This is a genomic window from Flavobacterium limi (assembly GCF_010645075.1).
In the GTDB taxonomy this organism is placed as follows: domain Bacteria; phylum Bacteroidota; class Bacteroidia; order Flavobacteriales; family Flavobacteriaceae; genus Flavobacterium; species Flavobacterium limi.
In genome coordinates this window covers 108,518-133,356 of the sequence record NZ_JAADZV010000002.1, presented here as the reverse complement: position 1 = coordinate 133,356, position 24,839 = coordinate 108,518, and the positions used below count along the sequence as shown (strand labels likewise).

At 35.0% G+C, this 24,839-nt stretch carries 14 protein-coding genes; 10 read left to right on the top strand and 4 right to left on the bottom strand.

The window, feature by feature from the left end:
• Positions 1 to 34 precede the first annotated feature (34 nt).
• Both GXM16_RS05310 and GXM16_RS05305 read left to right on the top strand, forming a co-directional pair.
• Positions 35 to 637, top strand: coding sequence for a biliverdin-producing heme oxygenase (locus GXM16_RS05310; protein WP_163393366.1), 603 nt, complete (start codon positions 35 to 37; stop codon positions 635 to 637).
• On the top strand, positions 637 to 2,907 hold the full coding sequence (locus GXM16_RS05305) for an ATP-binding protein (protein ID WP_163393365.1): 2,271 nt from the start codon (positions 637 to 639) through the stop codon (positions 2,905 to 2,907). Before GXM16_RS05310 ends, GXM16_RS05305 begins: the two co-directional genes overlap by 1 nt.
• Positions 2,908 to 2,932: 25 nt before the next feature.
• Here GXM16_RS05305 and GXM16_RS05300 read toward each other — a convergent pair whose 3' ends face one another.
• The gene (locus tag GXM16_RS05300; protein WP_163393364.1) at positions 2,933 to 3,811 is read right to left on the bottom strand and encodes a helix-turn-helix domain-containing protein; all 879 of its coding nucleotides are present in this window, start codon (positions 3,809 to 3,811) and stop codon (positions 2,933 to 2,935) included.
• A 259-nt stretch (positions 3,812 to 4,070) separates the two neighbouring features.
• Between GXM16_RS05300 and GXM16_RS05295 the strand changes: the two genes are divergently transcribed.
• The 5 genes from GXM16_RS05295 (at position 4,071) to GXM16_RS05275 (ending at position 10,338) form a co-directional block, all read left to right on the top strand.
• Positions 4,071 to 5,714: an alpha-L-fucosidase gene (locus GXM16_RS05295; RefSeq protein ID WP_163393363.1), complete on the top strand. Its 1,644-nt coding sequence runs from the start codon at positions 4,071 to 4,073 to the stop codon at positions 5,712 to 5,714.
• 68 nt (positions 5,715 to 5,782) lie between these two features.
• Positions 5,783 to 7,735 carry a glycoside hydrolase family 97 protein gene (locus GXM16_RS05290; protein WP_163393362.1) on the top strand — a complete coding sequence of 651 codons (1,953 nt, stop codon included), beginning with the start codon at positions 5,783 to 5,785 and terminating at the stop codon, positions 7,733 to 7,735.
• Positions 7,736 to 7,748: 13 nt separating this feature from the next.
• On the top strand, positions 7,749 to 8,090 hold the full coding sequence (locus GXM16_RS05285; RefSeq protein WP_163393361.1) for an L-rhamnose mutarotase: 342 nt from the start codon (positions 7,749 to 7,751) through the stop codon (positions 8,088 to 8,090).
• A gap of 207 nt (positions 8,091 to 8,297) precedes the next feature.
• A complete protein-coding gene (locus tag GXM16_RS05280) occupies positions 8,298 to 9,557 on the top strand; it encodes a putative DNA modification/repair radical SAM protein (protein WP_163393360.1) in 1,260 nt (419 codons plus the stop codon).
• A gap of 10 nt (positions 9,558 to 9,567) precedes the next feature.
• Positions 9,568 to 10,338 carry a TIGR03915 family putative DNA repair protein gene (locus GXM16_RS05275; protein WP_163393359.1) on the top strand — a complete coding sequence of 257 codons (771 nt, stop codon included), beginning with the start codon at positions 9,568 to 9,570 and terminating at the stop codon, positions 10,336 to 10,338.
• Between the two features lie 333 nt (positions 10,339 to 10,671).
• Here the strand turns inward: GXM16_RS05275 and GXM16_RS05270 are convergent, their stop codons facing one another.
• Entirely contained in the window at positions 10,672 to 12,138 is a 1,467-nt protein-coding gene (locus GXM16_RS05270) for a glycoside hydrolase family 130 protein (RefSeq protein WP_163393358.1), read from the bottom strand.
• Positions 12,139 to 12,532: 394 nt separating this feature from the next.
• Entirely contained in the window at positions 12,533 to 15,148 is a 2,616-nt protein-coding gene (locus GXM16_RS05265) for a glycoside hydrolase family 3 C-terminal domain-containing protein (protein WP_163393357.1), read from the bottom strand.
• 280 nt (positions 15,149 to 15,428) lie between these two features.
• Between GXM16_RS05265 and GXM16_RS05260 the strand changes: the two genes are divergently transcribed.
• The gene (locus GXM16_RS05260; RefSeq protein ID WP_163393356.1) at positions 15,429 to 19,766 is read left to right on the top strand and encodes a hybrid sensor histidine kinase/response regulator transcription factor; all 4,338 of its coding nucleotides are present in this window, start codon (positions 15,429 to 15,431) and stop codon (positions 19,764 to 19,766) included.
• Positions 19,767 to 20,035: 269 nt separating this feature from the next.
• On the opposite strand, the gene GXM16_RS23050 is transcribed toward GXM16_RS05260, so the two are convergent.
• The gene (locus GXM16_RS23050) at positions 20,036 to 20,140 is read right to left on the bottom strand and encodes a GIY-YIG nuclease family protein (RefSeq protein WP_341874168.1); all 105 of its coding nucleotides are present in this window, start codon (positions 20,138 to 20,140) and stop codon (positions 20,036 to 20,038) included.
• Between the two features lie 530 nt (positions 20,141 to 20,670).
• On the opposite strand from GXM16_RS23050, the gene GXM16_RS05250 reads away from it, so the two are divergent.
• Together GXM16_RS05250 and GXM16_RS05245 are read left to right on the top strand one after the other, a co-directional pair.
• A complete protein-coding gene (locus GXM16_RS05250; protein ID WP_163393355.1) occupies positions 20,671 to 21,441 on the top strand; it encodes a hypothetical protein in 771 nt (256 codons plus the stop codon).
• A gap of 150 nt (positions 21,442 to 21,591) precedes the next feature.
• Positions 21,592 to 24,828 (top strand): SusC/RagA family TonB-linked outer membrane protein, encoded by a 3,237-nt coding sequence (locus tag GXM16_RS05245; protein ID WP_163393354.1) that lies wholly within the window; start codon positions 21,592 to 21,594, stop codon positions 24,826 to 24,828.
• Positions 24,829 to 24,839: the final 11 nt, after the last annotated feature.

Sequence of the window (24,839 nt, the reverse complement as noted above, 5' to 3'; positions counted from 1 at the left end):
ATTCAACTCTCAAAAACAAATATTAGTTTAATTAATGAGTGGAAATTTGACTTCTTCAATACCTTCAGTTTTTCTTAGTGATTTAAAAAATAAAACCTCAGATTCTCACAGAAAATTAGAAAGCCTGCCCATATCTGCCTCAATTCTGTCTCCGGGCATGACAATATCAGATTACATTCAGTATTTAACCCTGATGTACGATGTTCACAAAAACACGGAAAATGTTGTTTTTCCATTGTTATCAGAAATAATAACTGATTTGGATCAAAGAAAAAAGAGCCATCTCATTAAGGAAGATTTCGACTTTCTTCAATACAATAAAACCGATTCAAATCCTATTTTTGGTGCTCAGGACATCACTGTACCTTTTGCGCTTGGAATATTGTATGTTATAGAAGGTTCCAGTCTGGGTGGAAGATATATATTGAAAAACATTTCAACAATTCCCGGACTTGATAAAAATCAGGGAATAAGTTACTTTCAGGGATATGGAGATAAAACCGGCAGTTACTGGAAAAACTTCCTTGGCTATTTGTCAGGATATGAGGAGAAGCATAATTGTGGAAATACAATCATAGAAGGAGCGATTTATGCTTTTGAAAGTATTTACAATCATTTTAGGAGTATAGAAAAATAATGAAGATTAAAGACATAGTTAATCGGGATCTTGTTACATTAACCAACTGTGAACATGAACCTATACATATACCAGGTAAAATCCAGCCACATGGTTTTTTGATTGGTTTAACTTCTGAAGGAAAAATAGATTTTTGTACCGCAAATATTTCGTGGTATGTAAGTGTTACACATACAGAAACACTTGGAAAAAAATTTGGAGATGTTTTTGGAACGGAAGCAGAAAAACAAATTTTCGAATACATTAACAAAGATAAAAATAAGGATGTTTTTCCTCTTGAAATTGATCTGCTCGGGAAGTTTTTTCAAATCAGCATTCATAAAAGTTTTGATATTTATGTTTTAGAAGCAGAGTTTCAATTTGCGGGCAAAGAAAAGCTGGCAGATGTCTATACACAGACTATTCAGTTTGTAACCCAAATGAATAATACCAGTTCACTAAAAGATTTATGTGCCCTTGTAGCTGAAGGAACACGCAAAATAACGGGATACGACCGTGTAATGATTTATCGCTTTGATGAACATTATAATGGTGAAGTGTATGCTGAAAACTGCAGAGAAGATTTAGAACCTTTTTTAGGATTACATTATCCGCATACTGATATTCCGGCTCAGGCTAGAGAATTGTACATCAAAAACCAGCTACGACTTATTGTTGATGTTGATTATACACCGGTCCCGATTTTTACAGTTGATGATAAAGAAGGCAAAAATCTGGATTTAAGTCTTTCGATATTAAGAAGCACATCTCCAATTCACGTAGAATATTTACAAAACATAGGTGTTGGCGCTACGCTTACCATTTCGCTTATACATAATGACAGATTATGGGGCTTAATTGCATGCCATCATTACTCCAGTAAAAATATTTCTCCGGAAATGAGACTGGCTGCCAAGCTTCAGGGACAGTTTATTACTTCACAGATTGATATACGTCAGTCCAATGATGAAAATGTAAACTCCCAGCAAACAGCATTAGCCCTTGAGCAACTATCAGGTATGCAATTTCCACTTTTACAGGAATCTGTTCAGGCTATAGTAGAAGTACCACAATTATTAAATATCTGTAATGCAACAGGTGTATCGATTATCAGCAAAGGTAAAATTTACAAAAACGGGCTGGTTCCGACAGATGAACAAATTGAAAATTTAATAGCTCAAATTAAAAATAAGTCCTCTGATAAACTTTTTGTCACTAATAAGTTAAGCGATCATTGTGATGATCTGGGCAAATGTTCCAGTTTTGCAGGGATTATTTATCATTCGGTTGGAAATTCTGATTACATAATCTGGTACAAGCCTGAAACAATTTCTGAAATCAATTGGGCAGGCGATCCTGAAAAAGCCATTATTAAAGACAGCACAGGGCTTCATCCGAGAAATTCCTTTGAAATCTGGAAGCAAATTATAAAAAACCAAAGTACTCCGTGGAAACAATATGAAATAAACGGAGCTGTACAATATGCACATACGCTGCATAATCAGCTTATGATGATTTCGTTGAGTGAAGAAGAGGAAAAATATCGAAACCTGAATGAAATATTAAAGGAAACAAATTCGGAACTTGAAAACCTTAACTGGATTAGTACTCATGATCTTCAGGAGCCTTTGCGTAAAATTCAGTTATTTACTTCTAAAATGCTGGCAGAGCCGGATATTGATCAAATGGAATCTATTTTTACTCCTTTACACAAAATATCCAGGTCTGCAGGCAGGATGAGAATTTTGCTAGACGACATTCTTAAATTTTCCCGAATAAAATATACAAGGGAAAATTTAGAAAAAATCGATTTAAATAATATCCTGAAAATGATACTGACCGAAATGGAAGAAACCATTTCTGAAAATAAAGCCGTAATAGAATATGAAAATCTGCCTAAGGTTCATGCGATATACTTTTTAATGCAGCAATTGTTTTCTAATCTTATCCAGAATTCATTGAAGTTTGCATCTTCTGACAGAATTCCTCATATTAAAATAACAGCTTCTCAGGAGCCTGAACTGGTAGCTCATTCTAATAAGATTTACTGTCATTGGATTTGTTTCTCAGATAACGGAATTGGTTTTGAGCAAAAATATGCAGAAACTATTTTCAAAGTTTTTGGCAGACTTCATAATCAGGAACAATACGATGGATCAGGAGTTGGTCTTGCTTTATGCAAAAAGATTATGCAGACTGTAGGAGGAACAATTTACGCTACAGGCAAATTAGGAGAAGGTACTGATATAACTGTATATTTTCCATGTGATCCTTTAGAAACACTTTTGTAAGAAATAGTTTTTATATCTATTTACTTCATTTCAAATCATTGTTCTGATTGCGGTATTCACCTGGAGTAAGGCTTACAATTTGTTTAAATATTTTAGAAAAATGTGGCAAATTGGCAAAACCTGTATCGATAGCAATTTCAATAAATGTTTTATTGGTAGTAGCAATTAGATATTGTGCCCGTTCTATCTTTTTTTTGTGGATATAATGTAAAGGTCTTTCTCCGGTATGAAGCAGAAATTGTTTAGAAAAATAATCTTTACTCTGATTTACTCTTTTTGCCAATTGCATAACTGTAAGGTTCTCATTTAAATGCAGCTGTACATAACTCATAGTGTCTAATATCTTTGAAGATGCAATCTGTGGATAAATGGATTTAAAGCTGGCTGAGTTCAGAAATTTTGAAACTAACAGAAGAAGAATTCCCTGATTTTCAAATTTTTGATGTATTTTCATTTTATCATTAAGTGCACGATATTCTTTATAATAAGTTTCTTTTTCATACACTTTAGGATTATCAGATCTGTTAATTCCTCTTCCGGGATTATTCTGAAGCATTTTTTTTATAAGAACTATATCGACATCATCGGCTTCTAGTTTCATAATATTCCTATTGTTGTTAAATAAAGAAATCCCGTCAGGTGATTCTTCAAAAAACTGAACAAAAAACTGACTCAGGTATTCTTCGCAATTCAGATTGCAAATCGTAAAACTCGGAATCAGATAAAGATAACCGGGTTCCAAAATTAATTTTCCTGCACTGTCTGAAACAGATCCGGTTCCTTCGTCTATATAATACAAACGAAAATAAGGACTGATTACATTGCTGTAATTCCATTTATTATTAAGTTTTACATAATCAATGTGTAATATGGAGAAGTTATATTTAGAAATATGGACAGACATAGTAAAGAAATTTTAAATAAATAAACGTTTTTGAATAATATAAAAACGTTTTTGTGTAAATAATTAGAATTGCTAATCTGTTACATTTGTAAATGTAATTGTTTTAAATTAACTATTAAAATTAAGAATAGTATAATTTTTATATTAAATTTTTATTCAATTTATTTTTAACATCCTGTAAATTTAGAAGCCAGGAATTCCATTTAATTTTTTTTAAACGATTAAAAACGGAAATATATAAACAGCCAAAACGTTTATTATGAATAGAAGAAATGCTTTAAAACTTGGGGCAACAGCACTTGCCGGAATTTATTTATCGCCTTTATTGGGTAAATCCTACATCCTTGATTCTCCTGCGTTCAAAGGGCCTTTTGAACCAAACTGGGATTCCTTAAGTAAATACATTGTACCTGACTGGTTTAGGGATGCTAAATTTGGAATGTGGGCACACTGGGGACCGCAATGCGAACCGGAAGCTGGTGACTGGTACGGAAGAGGAATGTATGAGGAAGGTTCCCGACAGTATAAATTTCATATTGAGAAATATGGACATCCTTCAAAATTTGGTTTTAAAGATGTAATTAATATCTGGAAAGCTGACAACTGGAATCCCGAAGAGTTAGTCAATTTGTATAAAACTGCCGGAGCTAAATATTTCATGGCAATGGCAAATCATCATGATAATTTAGATTTGTATGACAGTAAATTTCAGCCGAACTGGAATTCAACTAAAATAGGACCCAAAAAAGATATTATTGGAGGCTGGGAAAAAGCAGCCCGTAAAGCAGGATTACCTTTTGCGGTCAGTGTTCATGCAGCGCATGCCTGGAATTGGTTTGATACTTCTCAGGGGGCTGATAAAAACGGACCTTTGGCAGGGGTCCCTTATGATGGAAAACTAACTAAGGCTGATGGTGCAGGAACATGGTGGGATGGTTTGGATCCTCAGGAATTATATGTACAAAATCATCCATTAAGTGCAAAACCATCAAATAATTCATCTGTTCACAGCCAATGGGATTGGGCAGATGGAGCTTCTATACCAACCACGGCTTATTGTGAAAAATTTCATGACAGAACGATTGATTTAATCGACAAATACAATCCGGACATGGTGTATTTTGATGATACGGCGTTACCGCTTTGGCCAATTAGCGATGCTGGTTTGCGTATTGCTGCACATATGTATAATAAAAGTTTAAAGAAAAACAAAACGGTTCAGGCCGTAATTACAGGCAAAATATTAAATGAGCAACAGCGTAAAGCTATAGTCTGGGATATTGAAAAAGGACAAAGTAATACAATTGAACCTTTGCCCTGGCAGACAGATACCTGTATTGGTAACTGGCATTATGACCGCCGTGTATACAACGACAAGCGTTACAAATCAGCAAGAACGGTTATCCATACCTTAATAGATGTAGTCAGTAAAAATGGAAATTTAATGCTCAATATTCCGGTACGGGGCGATGGAAGTATTGATGAAGTAGAGCGTGAAATTGTAAAAGAAATTGGCGTTTGGATGAAACTGAACAGTAAGAGCATTTATGGTACACGGCCATGGAAAATATTTGGGGAAGGTCCGCAACAAGAAAGTGCCGGTGCGTTAACAGCTCAGGGGTTTAATGAAGGAAAGGGGAAACCGTATACTTCTGAAGACATACGATTTGTCCAAAAACAAAAAATTCTGTACGCAACTGTAATGGCCTGGCCGGAAAATGGTACCGCAATTATTAAAAGTTTAGGAATGTCATCTCCACATTATTCAGGAAAAATTAAACTAATCAGATTAGTAAGTACAGGGGAAAAATTAAATTTTGCTCAAAAAGAAGAAGCTTTGGAAGTTTATTTTCCAAATCAAAGACCGGAAGGTTCTTATGCCAATGCGTTGGAAATAAGTTAAATTTTAAAATAATAAATGAAAAGACTCCATCAAATTGAGTATAGTGTGTAAACAGTAATGCAAAATCAATGAAATTTATTTATTTATCTCTCTGTTTCCTTACTTTTTGTGCATTTACAATAAATGCACAAGAAGTTTTATCTCCAAATAAAAAGATTAAGGTAATTATTTCTTCAAAAAAAACATCTGATGATAGTTCTTATGGACAAATATATTTCAGGATTTTATATAAAAACAAACTGGGATATATAGAAGTAATGCCAAATTCTCCACTAGGTATTTCAAGAGATGATCAGCAATTTACTGACAATTTGAAATTAGTAAACGAATCCAAAGCGAAACAAGCAAACCAGAAATATGAAATGATTTGTGGTAAACAAAAAGTATGTAATAATTTGGGAACTGAAAAAATGTTTAAATATGTAAACTCTAATAACCAACCGTTGAATATTACTTTTAGGGTTTATAATGATGGTGTGGCATTTCGCTATGAATTCACCAATAAAAGTAATTCATTGGTGAATATTACAGACGAAAATACCACATATGTTTTTCCAAAGGCCACTAATCGCTGGCTGCAGTCCTATACAGAATCATATGAAGACTTTTATCCTTTTTCAACCACAGGTAAAACAGCTGACAATAAACAGGAATGGGGATTTCCGGCGTTGTTTAAAGTAAATAATAATCCTGTTTGGATTTTGATTTCTGAAGCTAATATTTCAGCTAATAATTGTGCTGCAAAATTAAACAATTCTAAAAATTCAGACGAATACAAAGTCAATTATGCTTCGCCCAGAGATGATTTTAAACAAACTGGAATTAAAACAAACTTGCCATGGAATTCACAATGGCATACACTAATTATTGGGGAATTATCAGATATAGTTGAGTCAACTTTGATTACAGATGTCAGCGAACCTAATAAATTGAAAGAAACAAACTGGATAAAACCAGGTGCTGTTTCCTGGATTTACTGGGCTAACAATCATGGGTCTAAAGATTATCAAAAAGTGGTAGCATACACAGATTTGGCTGTTGATATGAAATGGCCATATCTTCTTATTGACTGGGAATGGGATGCTATGGGTAATGGCGGAAATATAATTGATGCAGTGAATTATGCAAAAAGTAAAGGAATTAAGCCTATGATGTGGTACAATTCAGGTACGTCCTGGCTAGAGCCGACTCCCGTAGATCACTTGCTGACTGCCGAAAAAAGAGCTACAGAATTTGCCTGGCTTAATAAAATTGGCGTATATGGTATTAAAGTTGATTTTTTTGCCGGTGATCAACAGGATATGATGAAGTATTGTATTGATATTCTAAAAGATGCCGCAAAATATCGCCTTATGGTAAACTTTCATGGTGCTACAGTGCCGCGTGGCTGGGCCCGGACCTATCCAAATTTGATGACTACCGAAGCTGTTTACGGAGCCGAATGGTATAACAACAAACCTATTCTTACTTCTAAAGCTGCTGAACATAATACAACACTTCCTTTTACACGGAATGTAATCGGTTCAATGGATTATACTCCGGTAACTTTTTCTAACTCTCAACATCCCCACATTACATCATTTGCTCATGAGTTGGCACTTTCAGTAGTTTTTGAGTCTGGTTTTCAACATTTTGCCGATAAACCCGAAGCTTATAATAGTTTGCCCCCAGATCCAAAAGAATTTCTGAAAAATGTTCCTGTAAGCTGGGATATTACCAAACTTATAGAGGGGTATCCTGGTGAGAAAATTATTATGGCACGAAAGAAAGAAAACCAATGGTACTTAGGCGGACTTAACGGCAAGGATGAATTAAAAACATTAAAAATAAATTTTGATTTTCTGGATAAAGGAATTTTTGAGTTAAAAATCATTAGGGATGGTAAAGACGATACATCATTCGATACTGAAATAATGCAAATACAAAAAGGAGATTCATTAGATGTTAAATGCCTTCCAAGGGGTGGATTTGTAGCTGTTCTACAGAAATATGATGCAGTGAAAGCAAACAAACAGAATTGAAAAAAATAACTTTATGACTTCAAAAAAAATATGTTATGCCTGTGATTTAGTTGATAATCCAGAATTAATTGAGCAGTATAAAAACTATCACTCCAAAAACAGTACATGGCCTGAAATAACTAAAAGCATAAGAGATTCCGGAATTGTAGACATGGAAATTTATATAGTTGCCAACAGGCTGTTTATGATTATGGAAATTGATGAAACTTTTACCGCAGAACGCAAACAAAAGATGGATAAAGAAAATCCTAAAGTGCAGGAATGGGAAAACTTAATGTGGAAATTTCAACAAGCGCTTCCAACAGCAAAAAAAGGCGAGAAGTGGATTCAAATGAGTCAGATTTTTAAACTGTAGTTTCAGATTTATCAATACCCCGCTAAAATTGCTAACCTCCAACGTCTTTTGATTTTGGAGTTTTTTTGTTGTCAATGAATTTGAGGGTTAAAAGTCTTTTTAATTGTTTTGATACAATTTAGAACAGTTAACTAAAATATTTTGTTATCAAAAATAACTAATTTTGATTCAGATAAAATTTCAGTTTTAAAAATCAAAAAGGTTATAATGATGAATGATAGAGTAATGGAGAAGCTGGGGATTTTAGCTGATGCTGCAAAATACGATGTATCATGTTCATCTGCCCTGAGCAAACGTGAAAATAAAAATAAAGGATTAGGAAATGCAAAGGGCTACGGTATTTGCCATGCTTTTACTGAAGATGGCCGATGTGTGTCATTACTGAAAATTTTGCTCACTAACCATTGCATTTTTGACTGTGCTTATTGTGTGAGCAGAAAAAGTAACGATATTAAAAGAGCCGCTTTTACTGTACAGGAAGTTGTTGATCTTACAATAGGTTTTTATCGCAGAAATTATATTGAGGGATTGTTTTTGAGTTCAGGTATTTTCGATAATGCTGACTATACGATGGAACGTTTGGTCAGAATTGCCAAAAAATTGAGATTGGAACAAAATTTTAATGGTTACATACATTTGAAAGCGATTCCGGGTGCGAGTGATGAACTACTGAAAGAAGCTGGTTTATATGCTGATCGTCTGAGCGTAAATGTCGAAATGCCGACAGAGCAAAGTCTTAAATTGCTTGCACCAGATAAAAATCATCTTGATGTGATTAAACCGATGGAATATCTTAAAAATGAAATTGCTGGATATAAAGAAGAAAAGAAACAGAATTTTAAAGCGCCGCTTTTTGCTCCGGCAGGACAAAGTACACAAATGGTAATAGGGGCGACACAAGAAAGTGATCTTGAAATTTTAGGAATGGCTGATTATTTTTATCAGCAAATGAACATGAAGCGGGTATACTATTCAGGCTATGTGCCAATAAGTTATGATAATCGCCTGCCCGCTATTGGTACACCAGTTCCCATGATCCGGGAAAACCGCTTATATCAGGCCGATTGGCTTGTTCGTTACTATGGATTTAATGTAAATGAAATTGTCGGATTTAATCAGCCTAATCTTGATCTTGACATCGATCCGAAGCTTGGATGGGCTTTGCGTAACCTAAACCAATTTCCGGTTGATATCAATACCGCCGATTTAGAGCTAATAAAACGTATTCCGGGAATTGGATATTTAAGTGCTCAAAAAATTGTAGCGGCAAGGAAATTTAAAAAATTGCTGCCCCATGATTTACAAAAAATGGGAATTGCCTATTCGCGTTCAAAATATTTTCTGGCTTTTACTACGCCATTTCAGCTACAAAAGGATTTAACTGCCATTCAAATCAAAAATCATATTCTAAATTTCCAAAAAAGTAAATATAAAAATGATTTCTCTAATCAGCTTGCTTTATTTTAATTTAATTGAAATGACAGAATTAATTTATGACGGGACTTATGAAGGCTGGCTTACGGCCGTATTTGAGATTTATGAATACAAACTGACGGATATTGTTTTTGCAAAAAAAGAAACCTCCGGAACTTTGCTTTTTGCAACTTCACATTTGGTGACAACTGATATTTCAAAAGCAAAACGCGTTTTAGACGGATTAAGGAAACGGTTATCTGCCGATGCACTTTCAAATATGTATAATGCTTTTTTATCTGAGATTGCTCATATTGAACAAATTATGTTTCAGTTTGTTGAACATGTGCTTGCAAATTCAAAAAGTATAGAAGAAGATTTTAGCCATAATGCTGTTTGGAATATTAGAAAAGCAGCACGTATGACCAGAAAAGAATCACACCGGATGGAAGCATTTGTGCGTTTTAAATTAACAAAGGATCAGTTATATTATGCCATTATTGAGCCCGACTGTGATGTATTACCTCTTATAGAAAACCATTTTAAAAAGCGTTACGCAGATCAGCGTTGGCTAATCTATGACGCAAAACGTAAATATGGCATTTATTATGATCTTGAAAATGTTTGCACTATAGAATTAGAGTTTAATCTAAAAATGTCTTCATCCAGTTATTTAACTGAAATATGTGATGAGCACGAAGAATTTTTTCAAAATTTATGGAGACGTTACTTTAGCAGTGTAAATATAGAATCGAGAAAAAATATGCGTCTTCATATTCAGCATATGCCAAAACGCTATTGGAAACATTTAATTGAAAAAACTCCTAATTTTTAAAAAATAAAAAATCTTAGTCTTGCAAGTCAGTTCGACTCTTTTTTTATTACGATTTTTTATTATCATTTTTATTTATTAATTAAAAAAAAATCATAAATTACAACTATTAAAATTGACCTCTATATTTTGCCTTAAATAAAGTTTTTTAAAAAAATCATATATTAACTCGTTTTTTAAAAAATGATTGCTTAAAATGACTTATTTTGTTTTTTTAGTGATTTTAGATGAATTTTGAATATGATCTGTAATGAGAGTAATGATAAAACTTTTTTAGAAATAAAAAATCCCATTTCGAAAAATGGGATTTGAGTTTTATGAGAATATTTAAATTTGCTATTTACTTTTCTTTAAAGCATCAATCAATTCAACCATATCAACTACAGCATAAGTAGACGAGTAGTCTGATACAGCATACGGCAATATAAGACTATTGTTGTGAATGATGGCACCGCATGAATATACAACATTAGGGACATAGCCTTCACGTTCATCTTCCAATGGCGAAAGCAAAGGTTCGGTAAGTCTTCCAATTTCCTTGGACGGATCATCCAGGTCAAATAAGGATGCACCAATGCAGTAACGTCGCATCGTACCAACGCCATGGGTAATAACAAGCCAGCCTTCTTCTGTCCATAATGGAGATCCGCAGTTTCCTATTTGTGTGAATTCCCATGTGTAACGCGGTTCTTGGAGAAGAATTGGAGTGTTCCATTGTGTTACTCTGTCAGAATACATGATGTAATTGTTAACTCCATCTATTCTGGCAAGCATGGCATATTTACCTTTTATTTTTCTTGGAAATAAAGCCAGATTTTTATTTTGTGCACCAGCACCATGCAAAGGCATTACCCTAAAAGTGTAAAAATCTTCAGTTGAAATAAGTTTAGGTAGTATGGTGTGACCATTATAAGCTGTGTAAGTAGCCATCACACGGGAAGAACCATCATCATCTGTAAAGCGGACAAAACGGGCATCCTCAATACCACGGCTTTCAGAATCGGATATCGGAAATATAACACGCTCAGTAAGATCTGAATCATGCTTAAACTCTACATCATAAAAAGATTTTGCAAGCCAGAGTATTTCGTTTAGTGCTGTCCTTCTTTCTTCACGAATTGTCGGATCACTTAAAGCAGCGGTAACCGTACTTTTCAGTACAGCATATTCAAACTCATCCGGCAAATCCTGCATAATTTGTGTGATGTATTTGTCCTGGGTATGCATTTCGGATAATTTCAATAAAAATCGCTCTTTATTAAAAAAACTTTTATGTATAATCTCTGCTTTATCAATGTTATGCCCAATTTTCATAACCTGGAGATTATTGTCTCTATCGAGTATACCTCTTCTGAAAACTATGGATGAGATATGACCTTCACCAGTTGCACGAAAAGAAATTATAACACGCTTTTCGCCCGCTTCCAGGCCACTCTGATCAAAATCTTCTATAATTGACGGATTAAAAATGGCTGCAGATTCTATAGCATACTCCATTGTACAAAAAGAGCCTATCAGCATTTTTCGATCCATAGACAGAGCTTCATAATCAATCTGCATGCCTTCAATAACATCCCGAACTTTTTCACAGTGTCTTAGAAATATGGCAGAAATATTTCGATGTCGTCTGGCAAATTCACGAAGTGTTTGCTCCAGAGTTTCTAATACCTGTTTGTCGTTCAGCGTCATTATACGAAGTACCATTTGTTTGGTCCGCTCATCACCGTTAATAAAATATCGTGCAACAACTCTTTTGGAATCCGGGGTAAATTTTATGTTTTTTCGTATTACAGATACACGCATAATTTATTTTTTAGAATAGAAAAATATTTTTTAATGTATTGAAGTTAATAAATATGCTAATAAAAAACCTTTAATTTTTGTTAAAAAAATGCTGTTTTATATGTTTTTTGAAAGAGTATATCTTATTTTTTTGATTATTATAAATCAAAAAAAATTACTTAATTTGTTAAAAAATAAGTTATTATGATTTGCAAACGAAGCATTTTTTTATTGGCAATTTAGAATTTAATTATAAGAAATTATCAATACAGAAAATTGCCAGATAATGGATCGCAGTATTGTTTATAGAAATAATTTGTATCTAAATTAAATGATATCAAATATAAAATGCATTGCTAAAGTATCCAGCAATGCATTCATAGAATTAAAAAGTTTTGAAAAAGAAAAAGTCAACTTATCTTTCCAATAATATTGTTTTTCCTGTTATACTAAATCTTCCATTTTGATTATCCCCAGAATCGTCCGGTTGTTTTCCACCAACAGAAACTGTGAACCATCCCGGTTCTACAGCCCGCTGGCCTTTTTTGTTTATTAAAGACAGCTGTCTCGGGCTAATTGTAAAACGAACCGTTTTTGTTTCCCCTTTTTTTAGATGCATGCGCTCAAATCCTTCTAATTGTATTATTGGGCGTGGAGTAGAGGCCTTTTCGTCCTTTAGATACAGCTCAACAACTTCGTCACCGTCACGGTCACCGTTATTTGTGACATCAACTGATACTTCAAAATCTTTTTCAGCATTGATATTATTCGGTATTTGAAGATTACTGTATTTAAATTTAGTATAACTCAGTCCAAATCCAAACGGGTAGAGCGGTTTCTTTTCAAAATAACGATACGTACGGCCTTTCATATCATAGTTTTCAAAGGCTGGTAACTGATCAACCGATTTATAATACGTAACCGGAAGTCGGCCAGCCGGATTGTAATCTCCAAAAAGAACATCGGCAATTGCATTACCGCCTTGTTGACCGGGATACCCCGCAGTTAAAATGGCCGGAACATTATCATTAGCCCAGTTTATTGAAAGTGCGCTTCCGTTTATTAAAACCAGAATAACAGGTTTTCCGGTGGCAATCATCGCTTTCATCAATTCTTCCTGATTGGCAGGTAAATTAAGGCTCGTACGGTCACCGCCTTCAAAACCATCAGCTTCAACTTTCATTTCTTCTCCTTCAAGACGTTCGTTTAGGCCTAATACCAACACCACAGCATCTGCCTGATTTGCTGTCTGAACGGCTTCCTGTAATAGGTTTTCCTCAGGTTCAGCCCATAAAAGCTGGGCAATTGCATCGCCATAGAAATTTTGGTATTTTACCTCTATTTTGTATTTTTTTCCGGCTTGCAATTCAATTTTCTGCGGACGAATTCTCGGATGATGATTATTTTTTCCACCGGATGTTTTTCCTGTTTCGATTTCGATAGTCATAAAAGGTTTCGACCATTCAGAAATATTGTAAACTCCGGTTTTTGGAGCTAAAATATAACCTGTCCATCTAACACTGTAGTTCCCTATTTTTAAACGCGGGTCAGGAGTATTCATATCCCAATGAAAATCGATATTATCATCAATACGGGTAAAAAGTGGTTTTCCTTCCCATTTGCTATTGTCGAAGTATGCTGCTGTAAGACCTTGTGCTCCATTTTCGTTTTGAAGATATATTGAAGGAACTATTTTCATCGCAGGAACACCTTTTGCCAGATCTGTTCCTTTTGCATATAACACTTTAGCATTAGGTTCGAGCTTATTTTGAACACCTTTTAATACAGTTACGGGATTGCTCGGGATACCGCTATAGTTGCCCCATAGAGATTGCACATCATTCGCATTTGGCCCAATGACAGCAATAGTTTTAATTTCTTTGGAAAGTGGCAGGGCATTATTCTGATTTTTCAGAAGAACAATACTTTTTTGAGAAGCGATACGTGCCAGATAATCGTGGGCGGAATTGTTATTTACTGCGTACGGAATCTGAGCATATGGTACAATTTCATCCGGATCGAACATGCCTAATTTAAAGCGTGCAGTAAACAAACGTTTTAAAGTCACATCAATATCTGCTTCAGTAAGCAGTTTGCGATCAAGAGCTTCTTTTAATGATTTATAACTGCTGCCACATTCCAAATCCAACCCTGTTTTTACAGCCAAAGCTGAAGCTGAAGCAGCATCGGTGGTAATTTTATGGTATTTCCAGATATCGGTGACGGCACCGCAATCTGACACAATGTATCCCTTAAATCCCCAATCATTTCGAAGAATATTAAACAAAAACGGACTTGAGCTGGCAGATTCACCTCTAAAACGGTTATAAGCTCCCATTACAGAGTAAACATGGCCTTCTTTTACCAAAGCACGAAATGCTGGAAGGTAAGTTTCGTACAGATCGACATCGCTGGTCTCTGCGTTGAACAGGTGTCGTGATGGCTCAGGACCTGAGTGAACTGCATAGTGTTTGGCAGTAGCAATTACTTTAAAATATTTTTCATCAGTACCCTGAAGACCTGTAACATATTTAAGTCCTAACTCACTGGTAAGAAAAGGATCTTCTCCATAGGTTTCATGTCCTCGTCCCCAGCGAGGATCGCGGAATATATTGACGTTGGGAGACCAAAACGTTAATCCCTGGTACATGCCATGCTGGCCTCGTCTTAAATATTCATGATGTTTAGCACGTGCTTCATCTGAAATTGCACTGGCCACATCAAAAATTAATTGCCGGTCCCAGGATGATGCGATCGAAATAGATTGTGGAAAAACGGTTGCATACCCAGCACGGGCAACTCCGTGTAATGACTCGTTCCACCAATTGTATTCTGGTACACCCAAACGGTCTATAGCCGGTGAGGAGTCCATCAGCTGGCTGATTTTTTCATCAACAGTCATTCTCCCTACAAGATCATTTACACGCTGCTCGGTGGTTAAATTAGGATTGTTGAATGGAAATCTTTCCTGTGCGAAAGTGTTTAGTGCCAGAAAGTTTAGCATAAACATGAAACGATATACTTTTCTCATAAGAGGTCTTTAATATATTTTGGTTGATAGTTAATTTAAAGTAAAGTTTATAAAACAAATCACTTTCGCAAAATTAAATATTTCTATTTTTCATCTTGGGATAAATTGCTATTTGAAGGATGTTATAAAGCTTGCATGGCGGTTTATTTTATTTTCTAAAAACAAAGAATGGGCACAAATAACTATTTGAGAGGGGGTATTTAACTACAGACGAGGGGTATTTTAGGTTCAGAACAGAATTTTGATATTTTTGTGTTTGCTTACGCTAATAAAACTATAAATGCTGAAACAAAACCTAATTTTATTTCTTTTTTATTTGATCTGTGCTTTATGCACAGCTCAGCCTTCAGGTATACTGACCCATTTTTCACATGATGTTAAGTTGAGCCAGTCCCGTATTTTGGATATTCAACAGGATAAAAAAGGATTTATCTGGCTGGGCACTTTTAATGGTCTGATTCGCTATGACGGGAGTACTTTTCAGAAATTCAGGGTAGAGCAGAAGGATTCATTACATTTAATATCAAACAGGGTTTCCAGGTTCAAGTTTGACAATAATGGGCGTATTTGGATTCAGTCTGAAAAAAATAATGTCTATTATTTCGATACCTATCATTTGAGTTTTCATTATCCGTTCGAAGGGAAATCACCTTCTGAGAATGATTTTAAAAAATTCAAAGTAATGCCTTCGGGCAAGGTGTGGCTTTTTCCTCATAATAAAAGTCATTTGGTTGTTTTTGAAACAAATAAAAATACCCGAAAAATTGTTTTTAGCAACTCCAGACATTCCGGTAAAGTTCACGATGTTTTTGAAGATACATTGGGAACGACCTGGATTTTAACAGATAATGGTATCTGCAGGTTAAAAAAAGGAAGTATAGAACCTGAATATTTTTTTATAAATATGGCAGGACAGTCTGGAAAATCCTATTCTTATATTTCTTTTATGGAAACCAAAGGGGATATATGGTTTGGTGGGACCCGCGGAAAGCTTACACGTTACAGTAAAAAACTGAGTACTTTTTTTGACTTTAATTTAAATATAAATGAGAATATTGTTTATGCAGAACTAGTTGCCGGGAGTAAAATATTTTTGGAACCCTCAAGCGGAAACGGCTTTTATTTGTACGATATCAAAACGGGGAAACTCGATGTTTACAATAGTAAAACACTAACAGGTTTTCCTGATAAGAAAATCAATTATCTGGGGTCAACACGTTCACGCCAGTTTTGGTTTGAAGCCTCGGGGTCTGGTGTTTATCAATTCGATTTGGTAAACAAAAAGGTAAAACATATGAAAGTAGATTCAGGGGGACCCGCTACTGTAGGAACCGAAAGAAAAAGTTTTCTTCTTACTTCTCCTGACGGTACAGTCTGGATTCAGTCTCATAATGAACCATTTGCTTACTGGGATGAAAAGCAAAATAAATTATATTCTTTACTTCGAAGTATTAAAGAGTCAAGAGAAACTGTATCCGATGTGATGCATACCGCTATGTTTGACCGTTTAGGAAATCTGTGGTTTTGCTCCTACAAGCAGGGATTAGACCTGATTACTTTTAGCAATAATAATTTTTCAACATTAAATCTGGATTCATCAAATAGTACGAATAAGCACAATGTCAGAAGTTTGATGACGGATAATAAAGGAAATATTTGGGTTGCCAGCCGTACCGAAAAAATTACTCTTTTCAATGCTCAGAAAAAGAAAATAGGTGAATTAGGTCCAGACGGAACTTTATCCGGGGCAGGTCCCGGGTGGGGAGCAGATGTTTACAGTATGATTCAGGATAACAAAGGCAGAATATGGATAGGAACACGGGGAAATGGTTTGTTTTGTCTCATTCCTGGTGTACAGCCGTTTCAATATAAAGTAATTCATTATAAATATCAAGAAAAGAACCCTTACAGTATAAATTCTGATAATATCTTTAAAATCTTTCAGGCATCTACAGGTCAGATCTATGTAGCGACATGGAATGGAGGAATTAATATCATACGTGAATCAGGTAATGAAATCCGTTTTATCCATTATAAAAACGAATTAAAAAACTACCCTATAAAAACAGCGGACAATGTTCGTTCTATAGTTGAAAATAAAAACCATAAATTATTTTTCATTTCCTCTTATAAATTGTTTTCTTTTCCCGGAGTAAATATTAATGCTGACAAACTGCAATTTAAAGAATATCCCCAGGTTTCCGGTAATGATATTCTGGATGTACTGATAACCCATGATAACCAGATAGCGTTGGCGACTAACGGAAAAGGTCTCGTATTAACTTCCTTAGATAAAAAAGATCAGCTAAAGGTAAAGTCTGTATGGAATGAAACTATTGCATTCCCTGTTGAAGGAGTCGTTTCTATGCAGGAGGATAAAGCCGGAAAAATCTGGCTGATGAGCGACAATCAGGTTGTAAGGTTTGATCCTAAAAAAAATACTGCCGAAACGTTTCCTGAACTAAAATCAATTATAGGGACTGAAATATTTTCAGAGGCTACAAAATGCCGTCTTTCAAACGGTGAAATTGTTGTAGGATATTCAAACGGAGCTATTTATTTCAAACCAGAAGCCATCAAACCATTTCATTTCAAACCCTATCTGGCAATATCCGGATTTTGGGTTAATAATAAAGAATTACATGAAATAAATCCTGATACGCCTAAAAATCCTGATTTACTCGAAGAAGTTACGCTAAAACATGATCAGAATTTTTTCAGGATCCAGATTTCAGCCCTGGATTATCTTAAAAGTGAAAGCATTGTCTATCGTTACAAGCTCGAAGGAATCGATAAACAATGGAATTACATTAAAGGCGGGCAATCTATCAATTATACCAATTTGGGCAGGGGAGAATATATACTTTTAGTGTCCTCCACCAATGGGCATAATTTATGGGTTGAAAATGAAAGAAAGATAAAAATAACGATTCGGCCTTCTGTCTGGGGGACGAATTTTGCTTATTTCTGTTATTTGTTACTTGCCATTGGTCTGTTTGTATTAATTCGTCGCGCTATTATAACTATTTTGAAGCTCCGCAATGATGTGAAACTACAGAAACAAATGGGCGAATTAAAACTGAAGTTCTTTACCGATATTTCGCATGAAATCCGTACTCCGCTTACTATGATCACAGCACCTTTGGAACAGATGCTTTCAGATGATGCTATAAAAGATTCTGTAAAAGGTCAGCTTCGCATCATCGAAAAAAATAGTAATAAACTGTTGAATCTGGTTAATCAAATTTTAGATCTCAGAAGAATTCAGGATCGAAAGCTGGTTGTGAGTGAAGTAAATTTAGGCGAATTTGCCACTAAAATGTGTGAAAATTTTACAGAAATGAGCATTCAGCGCAATATACAGCTGAAGGTGAATATTAATGCAGTAAATTCAAATGTCTGGGCAGATCCTGACAGTCTGGATAAAATTTTAATTAACCTGCTTTCTAATGCTTTTAAGTATTGCAATAAAGGAGATGCGATTGAAGTACAGGTTGAAGAATCTGAAAAATATGTTTGTCTAAAGGTGGCAGATAACGGTCCCGGAATTAATCTGTTGCTTCAGAAACGATTATTTGTGCGCTTTTCAAATTATAATGAAAATCCGCATAACCCAAGTACCGGAATCGGACTTTCAATTGTAAAAGACCTCGCAGACAAACATGGAGCAGCTATATCGGTTGAAAGTACACCCGGAAAAGGAAGCTGCTTTAAAATTGATTTTCTGAAAGGATATAAACATTTCACTGAAGATGTAGATATTTTACTGGAAGAAACAGACGAGTATTCGCAGGAAGATGTTAAAACTGAAACAGAAACTAATACAGTTTTATTTGAAGAAGAGGTAAGAGAAATGCCGGTAGGACTTATTGTAGAAGATGATCCCGAACTAAGAGCATTTATAGTTTCAGTTTTAGAAAAAGAATATACAATTTATATAGCTGAAAACGGTAATGAAGGATATTTAAAAGCAAAAGAGTTATCTCCGGATTTTATTATCAGTGATATCATGATGCCGGAAACAGATGGTATAGAAATGCTTAAACTGATCCGTGATAATTTTGCAGTCAGTCATGTTCCGGTTATTCTGCTGAGTGCAAAATCATCTATAGAAAGCAAACTCGAAGGAATGGAATATGGTGCTGATGATTATATCACCAAACCTTTTAATGTGAGTTTTTTAAAGGCAAGGGTAAAGAATGTCCTGCAGCAGCGTCTTCGCCTGCAGCGTTTATATTCAACAGGCAATATCACTGAAATTGCCGAAGTAGAGCCATTACAAATTTCCAATAAGGATAATAAATTTATGGTTCAGGTCATTAAACTCGTCAAGGAAAATATGTCTAAAACAGATTTTTCTGTTGATGAACTAGGAAAATTAATGAACATGTCGCGTGCCAGTTTCTTTAATAAACTCAAACATATTACTGGTGTTTCTCCGGTTGTATTTATTCGCGATATGCGATTAAATGAAGCTGCTGAACTGATTAAAAATGAGGATTTACTAATAAAAGAAATTTGCTTTGAAGTTGGTTTTAATGACCTGAAATATTTTGGAAAGTGTTTCAGGGCAAAATTCAATCATACCCCGGCTGAGTACAGGCGTTTGCATCGTTAAAAACTCAAAATATTTAAGACAGATATTTTAAAAGGTCTTCGACTCCGCTCAGCCTGACAGAGAGAGCTTCTGTAATTCCCCCTGATTTCGTTCGATAAACTTAGTCGAAGGCTTATTTAACACTATAGTTTCTGTGGCTAGTTTCATTTAAACACGCTGAAAGTTTTTTCAGTTCTTTCCATTTGTCGTTTATTATGGCTTCCTTCTTTTTTATTCTCCATCCTTTTACTTGCTTTTAAAACGAAATAACCTGATTTACTTCATTAAATTCAGTAAAAAAAGACTAATTCTAGTGGGTGTTTATTAAAAGTATAGCATTCCTTGTTTAACCCTGTTATATGTTCATTTAGCCTTCTTTCAATATTATTTGTCATTCCGGTATAATAACTATCATCAGAACATTTTAAAATGTAGAAATAGTATTGTTTCATAAAAGACCTTTTATTTGGTTAAAGTAAGAAAAATACTTAAAAATATTGATTTTTTGTTTTATTACTGAAATCAAACGTTGCCAATTGGAACGTGGCTTCGACTTCGCTCAGCCTGACAATGAGTTGAAACCCAAGTGTCATTCTTAGTGATGATGTGGATCTTGTTTTTATTTTACTCTATTTTTTTAATATATGTAAAAAATATCTTAAATAATTAATGAATCATCAGTATAGATGGACTGAATTAGCAATTTCACCCTCCTCGAAAAGCAATATTTACTCCTCTTTAAGATTCACTATCTATAGTTTTGCTCCCATAACCAAAAGTTTTTAACTAATTCTTAACTAACTAATAAACCAAGCTTATGAAACAAACCAGCAATTTCATTCTATTATTCAATAATGCACTTATAGTCATCTATAGGCAGGTATTTACTAAGCAGTAAACAATTTCCAATTTTAAATAATATGATATGAATAACATAAAAAAACTAATACTAGGAATGGGAATACTTCTTTTTGGAATGACTTCCTGCTCTGGTGACGAGATGAAATACGATATCTCTGTTGTAAAACCATTTGAGACACTATTAAACGGAGAGCCTTTTGTTTTAGGCACAGGTATAACTACCAAACCTATTTTTGTTTATAAAGAGAATGGGGAGTATTTTGCAAACTACAGTACACTTTACAGTTTTGCGCTTGATAATGGAAAGTACAAATTTGTTGCAACAGATATTCCGGAACAAATGATTACTTCTCCTGCTAACCTTAACGATCTAATTGTTCCGCAGTCAGTAACTGCAGATCAAAGAGTAGACCTTTCTGCTGCAACACCTTATGAGTCTCCGTTTACGGAAAAATTAACGATGAAGATTCTTACCAGAACAGGAACATTACGTTTAAAATCATTGGATACAAAGGCTGACAAGAGTTATACAACAATAAAAACTACAGTTGAAGTAAAACGAACAGGATACAAAATTTCAGACGAGACATTTATACAGGGAGATATGACTATTTCCAGAAGTAAGGCGACTACCAGTGGCGGAATAAATTATACAGATGATTTTATTTTATTACAAACAGATGAAGAAACCAATAATGTCCGTGTTAAAATAGAATTCCTGAACGATGAGAAAGCTGTTGTAAGGACAAAAGTACTTGATGCTGCTTTTCCAATATTGCCAAACGAAGTTACCAACATCAATCTTAATTTGAATGACCCGGAACCGGGAAATTAAAGAAGCAATTATAAGGAACAAAATAATAATGGTGATTCCCGATGGAGTAAAGAGTTGACGTTAACCGACGATGGTGTTTGCCGCTATATTGGTTTGAAGTAAGAAAAAAATCAGGAAGAGCTTAAAATAAATCTAAAAAATATTCAAGTTATGACGATAAAAATAAATATCGTAGGCATTATAGCCGTCTTCCTTCTGACATGCAGTGCTTATGCCCAGAAACGCATAACCGTGACAGGTACAGTAAAGGATAAAATGGGGTTGATTCCCGGCGCAACAATTATAGTAAAAAACGAAAATGTAAATACTGTTACTGATTTTGATGGTAAATTCAGCATAACAGTAGCCGATCCTGCAACAGCAGTTTTAATAGTCAAATTTATTGGTCTGGAAGACACAACTGTCGCATTAAAAGGACAGACTTCGGGAATCAATGTACAAATGAAAGAATCCAACAGTGAATTAAACGAGGTTGTAATTATTGGTTATGGTACTCAAAAACGTAAGAATTTAACCGGTTCTGTTGCTAGCATAAAAGGAACCGAGCTGGCAAAAGTACCAACATCTTCTGTAGCAGAAGCTATGGTAGGAAGGCTTCCGGGGGTGCAGATTACATCTGCTGACGGATCTCCTGGTTCTGAAGTCATGATACGGGTTCGTGGAGGAGGTTCTATTACTCAGGACAATGCACCTTTAATTTTGGTTGATGGGTTTGAAGTTGCTACCATAAATGATATCCCTCCGACAGACATAGAGTCGGTTGAAGTGCTAAAAGATGCAGCATCCACTGCTATTTATGGTGCCCGAGGCGCTAACGGCGTTATTTTAGTTACTACAAAAAATCCTAAAGTAGGAAGGGTTTCAGTGAACATAAACAGTTATATGCAGATAAAAACTTTAGCGAACCGTCTGGATGCTATGGATCCGTATGAGTTTGTTATGCTGCAATATGAGTATGAAAGAGGAAAGACCTCAAATCCAAGTGCTTTTTACAGTCGTTACGGACAAGCTTATGAAATGTATATTTATAAAGGTGATCAGGGGGTCGACTGGCAGGATGAAATTTTTGGCACTAATCCTATTACTAAATATCTTGATTTTAGTATGAATGGAGGCAATGAAAAAACCAAATTTAAATTTTCGCTAACCAATCAGGATCAGCCTGGTGTATTAATAGGAACAGGTTTAAAACAAACCAATATGAACCTTACACTTAATACGAAACTGTCTGATAAATTTACTTTTGAATTTCAGTCCCGTTTTATAAACAGAAAGATTGATGGATCAGGTACAGAAGGAGTTAGTTTGCTTAATGCAATACGTCAGGCACCAACACTTGGTTTACAGGATTATATGACATTGCCTGAAGATGATACTTATTTTGATCCGGAAGACTATGAACCTGTAAAACGTCTGAATCCGATAGAGGAAGCTGAAAAAAATTATCGTGAGCGTACTGCGCGTACATTCAATACGGTTGGTGCATTAACATGGAATATAATGAAAGGCTTAAGTTTCCGCAGTTCATTCGGTTTTGAATACTATTATGAAGAAGACGGACGTTTTTGGGGTGTTGATACCAAAAGGGCAAATGAAAATGGCGGTCAGCCAGTGGTGGGATGGCAAATGACTCAAAGTCCTCGTACACAATTGAATAATGTATTGAATTATAACTTCAATATCAATAAAATTCACGATTTTCAGGCTATGGTGGGGCAGGAAATGAAAGACCAGAGAAGTTTTAGTAAAACATATACTACCCGTTATTTTCCTATGGACATAGCGGCAGAAAAAGCATTAGATAATCTTGCACTTGGGACTCCTTGGGGGAATGCATCAAAAGAAGGGTCACCTAATAAAATTTCGTCATTCTTCGGTCGTGTAAATTATGGTTATGATGACAGATATCTTGCAACATTTACTATTCGTGCAGACGGTTCGACCAAGTTTGGCCCTGAAAATCGCTGGGGAATATTTCCTGCCGGTGCATTTGCCTGGAGGATATCAAATGAAAAATTCTTAAAGGAGAGTACAACCGTTTCAAATTTAAAATTGCGTTTGAGTTATGGACTTTCAGGTAATGACCGTATTGACGGCGATTTGTATGCAAAATATTATGGCGTTTCACAAGACAGATCTGTAGGTTGGGGAGAGGAAAGTCATAACTACTACAATTTTTATAATCCTGAAGGCAAGAATGTAACGTATTTAAATAATCCTAATGTAAAATGGGAGACAACTTATACTGCCAATATAGGTGTTGATTTTGGTTTTTTTAAAGAGCGTTTAACCGGTAATATCGAATTTTACAGAAATACTGTAAAAGATTTGTTAGTACCTTCTGATATTCCGGGAGCATCAGGTTTCAGTAAAATTATGACAAATGTCGGACAGACATCCAACAAAGGGGTTGAATTTGCTCTAAATGCCAGCGTAATCCAGAAAAAAGATTTTCAGCTGGATGTAAATTTCAATATTGGATATAATAAGAATAAAATTGACGCACTTTCAAGCGGAGAGAATGAATGGATTCTTAGCTCAGGATGGGCAGGAACACAATTATTAAATGATGATGATTACCGCGCTTATGTAGGTGGTTCAAAAGGTTTGATTTATGGTTTTGTCAATGATGGTTTTTACACCATGGATGATTTTGAGTCGTTTGATCCTGTGACAAGAACATGGAAACTTAAAGCTGGTGTAGCAAACTCCAAAAACCTGTCAGATACCCCTCGTCCGGGAAATGCTAAATTTAAAAAACTGACACCTGTTGATGAATCAGATCCAAATACGTATGTAATTGGCGCGAATGACCGAAAAGTTATTGGTGATACTAACCCAAAGTATTCAGGAGGTTTTGGATTGAATGCAGTATGGAAAAATTTTGATTTCACTACCTTTTTCAACTTTGTAAGCGGGTTCGATGTTTTCAATGCAAACAAAGTAATGATGAGTTCATGGTACCAAAACAACCAAAATAATTTAGGTATGGAAGTATCGATGGAAAACCGTTGGCGAAACTTTGATGATATGGGTAATGATCTTCGTTATTCACCGGCACTTTTGGCTGATTTCAATAAAAATGCGACTATGTGGAGTCCTACTTCAATCGGTCGACCTATAGCATCTTCTTATGCTGTTGAAGATGGCTCTTTTTTAAGACTTAATACACTTTCTATCGGATATACAATCCCTATTGATGTATCCAAAAAATTAATCTTTAACAAAGTCCGTTTGTATGTAACCGGTACTAATTTGTATGTCTGGACAAATTATTCAGGTTACGATCCTGAAGTTAATCTGTCAAAAGGATTGACACCTAACATTGATTACGATGCGTATCCAAGAACCAGAAACTACACTTTTGGCGCTCAGTTATCATTTTAATTAAATAAAAC

What these genes read in the sequence shown, in the direction of transcription:
- GXM16_RS05310 (WP_163393366.1), top strand. Translation starts at nt 35, where the DNA reads ATGAGTGGAAATTTGACTTCTTCAATACCTTCAGTTTTTCTTAGTGAT.
- GXM16_RS05305 (WP_163393365.1), top strand. Translation starts at nt 637, where the DNA reads ATGAAGATTAAAGACATAGTTAATCGGGATCTTGTTACATTAACCAAC.
- GXM16_RS05300 (WP_163393364.1), bottom strand. Translation starts at nt 3,811, where the DNA reads ATGTCTGTCCATATTTCTAAATATAACTTCTCCATATTACACATTGAT.
- GXM16_RS05295 (WP_163393363.1), top strand. Translation starts at nt 4,071, where the DNA reads ATGAATAGAAGAAATGCTTTAAAACTTGGGGCAACAGCACTTGCCGGA.
- GXM16_RS05290 (WP_163393362.1), top strand. Translation starts at nt 5,783, where the DNA reads ATGAAATTTATTTATTTATCTCTCTGTTTCCTTACTTTTTGTGCATTT.
- GXM16_RS05285 (WP_163393361.1), top strand. Translation starts at nt 7,749, where the DNA reads ATGACTTCAAAAAAAATATGTTATGCCTGTGATTTAGTTGATAATCCA.
- GXM16_RS05280 (WP_163393360.1), top strand. Translation starts at nt 8,298, where the DNA reads ATGATGAATGATAGAGTAATGGAGAAGCTGGGGATTTTAGCTGATGCT.
- GXM16_RS05275 (WP_163393359.1), top strand. Translation starts at nt 9,568, where the DNA reads ATGACAGAATTAATTTATGACGGGACTTATGAAGGCTGGCTTACGGCC.
- GXM16_RS05270 (WP_163393358.1), bottom strand. Translation starts at nt 12,138, where the DNA reads ATGCGTGTATCTGTAATACGAAAAAACATAAAATTTACCCCGGATTCC.
- GXM16_RS05265 (WP_163393357.1), bottom strand. Translation starts at nt 15,148, where the DNA reads ATGAGAAAAGTATATCGTTTCATGTTTATGCTAAACTTTCTGGCACTA.
- GXM16_RS05260 (WP_163393356.1), top strand. Translation starts at nt 15,429, where the DNA reads ATGCTGAAACAAAACCTAATTTTATTTCTTTTTTATTTGATCTGTGCT.
- GXM16_RS23050 (WP_341874168.1), bottom strand. Translation starts at nt 20,140, where the DNA reads ATGACAAATAATATTGAAAGAAGGCTAAATGAACATATAACAGGGTTA.
- GXM16_RS05250 (WP_163393355.1), top strand. Translation starts at nt 20,671, where the DNA reads ATGAATAACATAAAAAAACTAATACTAGGAATGGGAATACTTCTTTTT.
- GXM16_RS05245 (WP_163393354.1), top strand. Translation starts at nt 21,592, where the DNA reads ATGACGATAAAAATAAATATCGTAGGCATTATAGCCGTCTTCCTTCTG.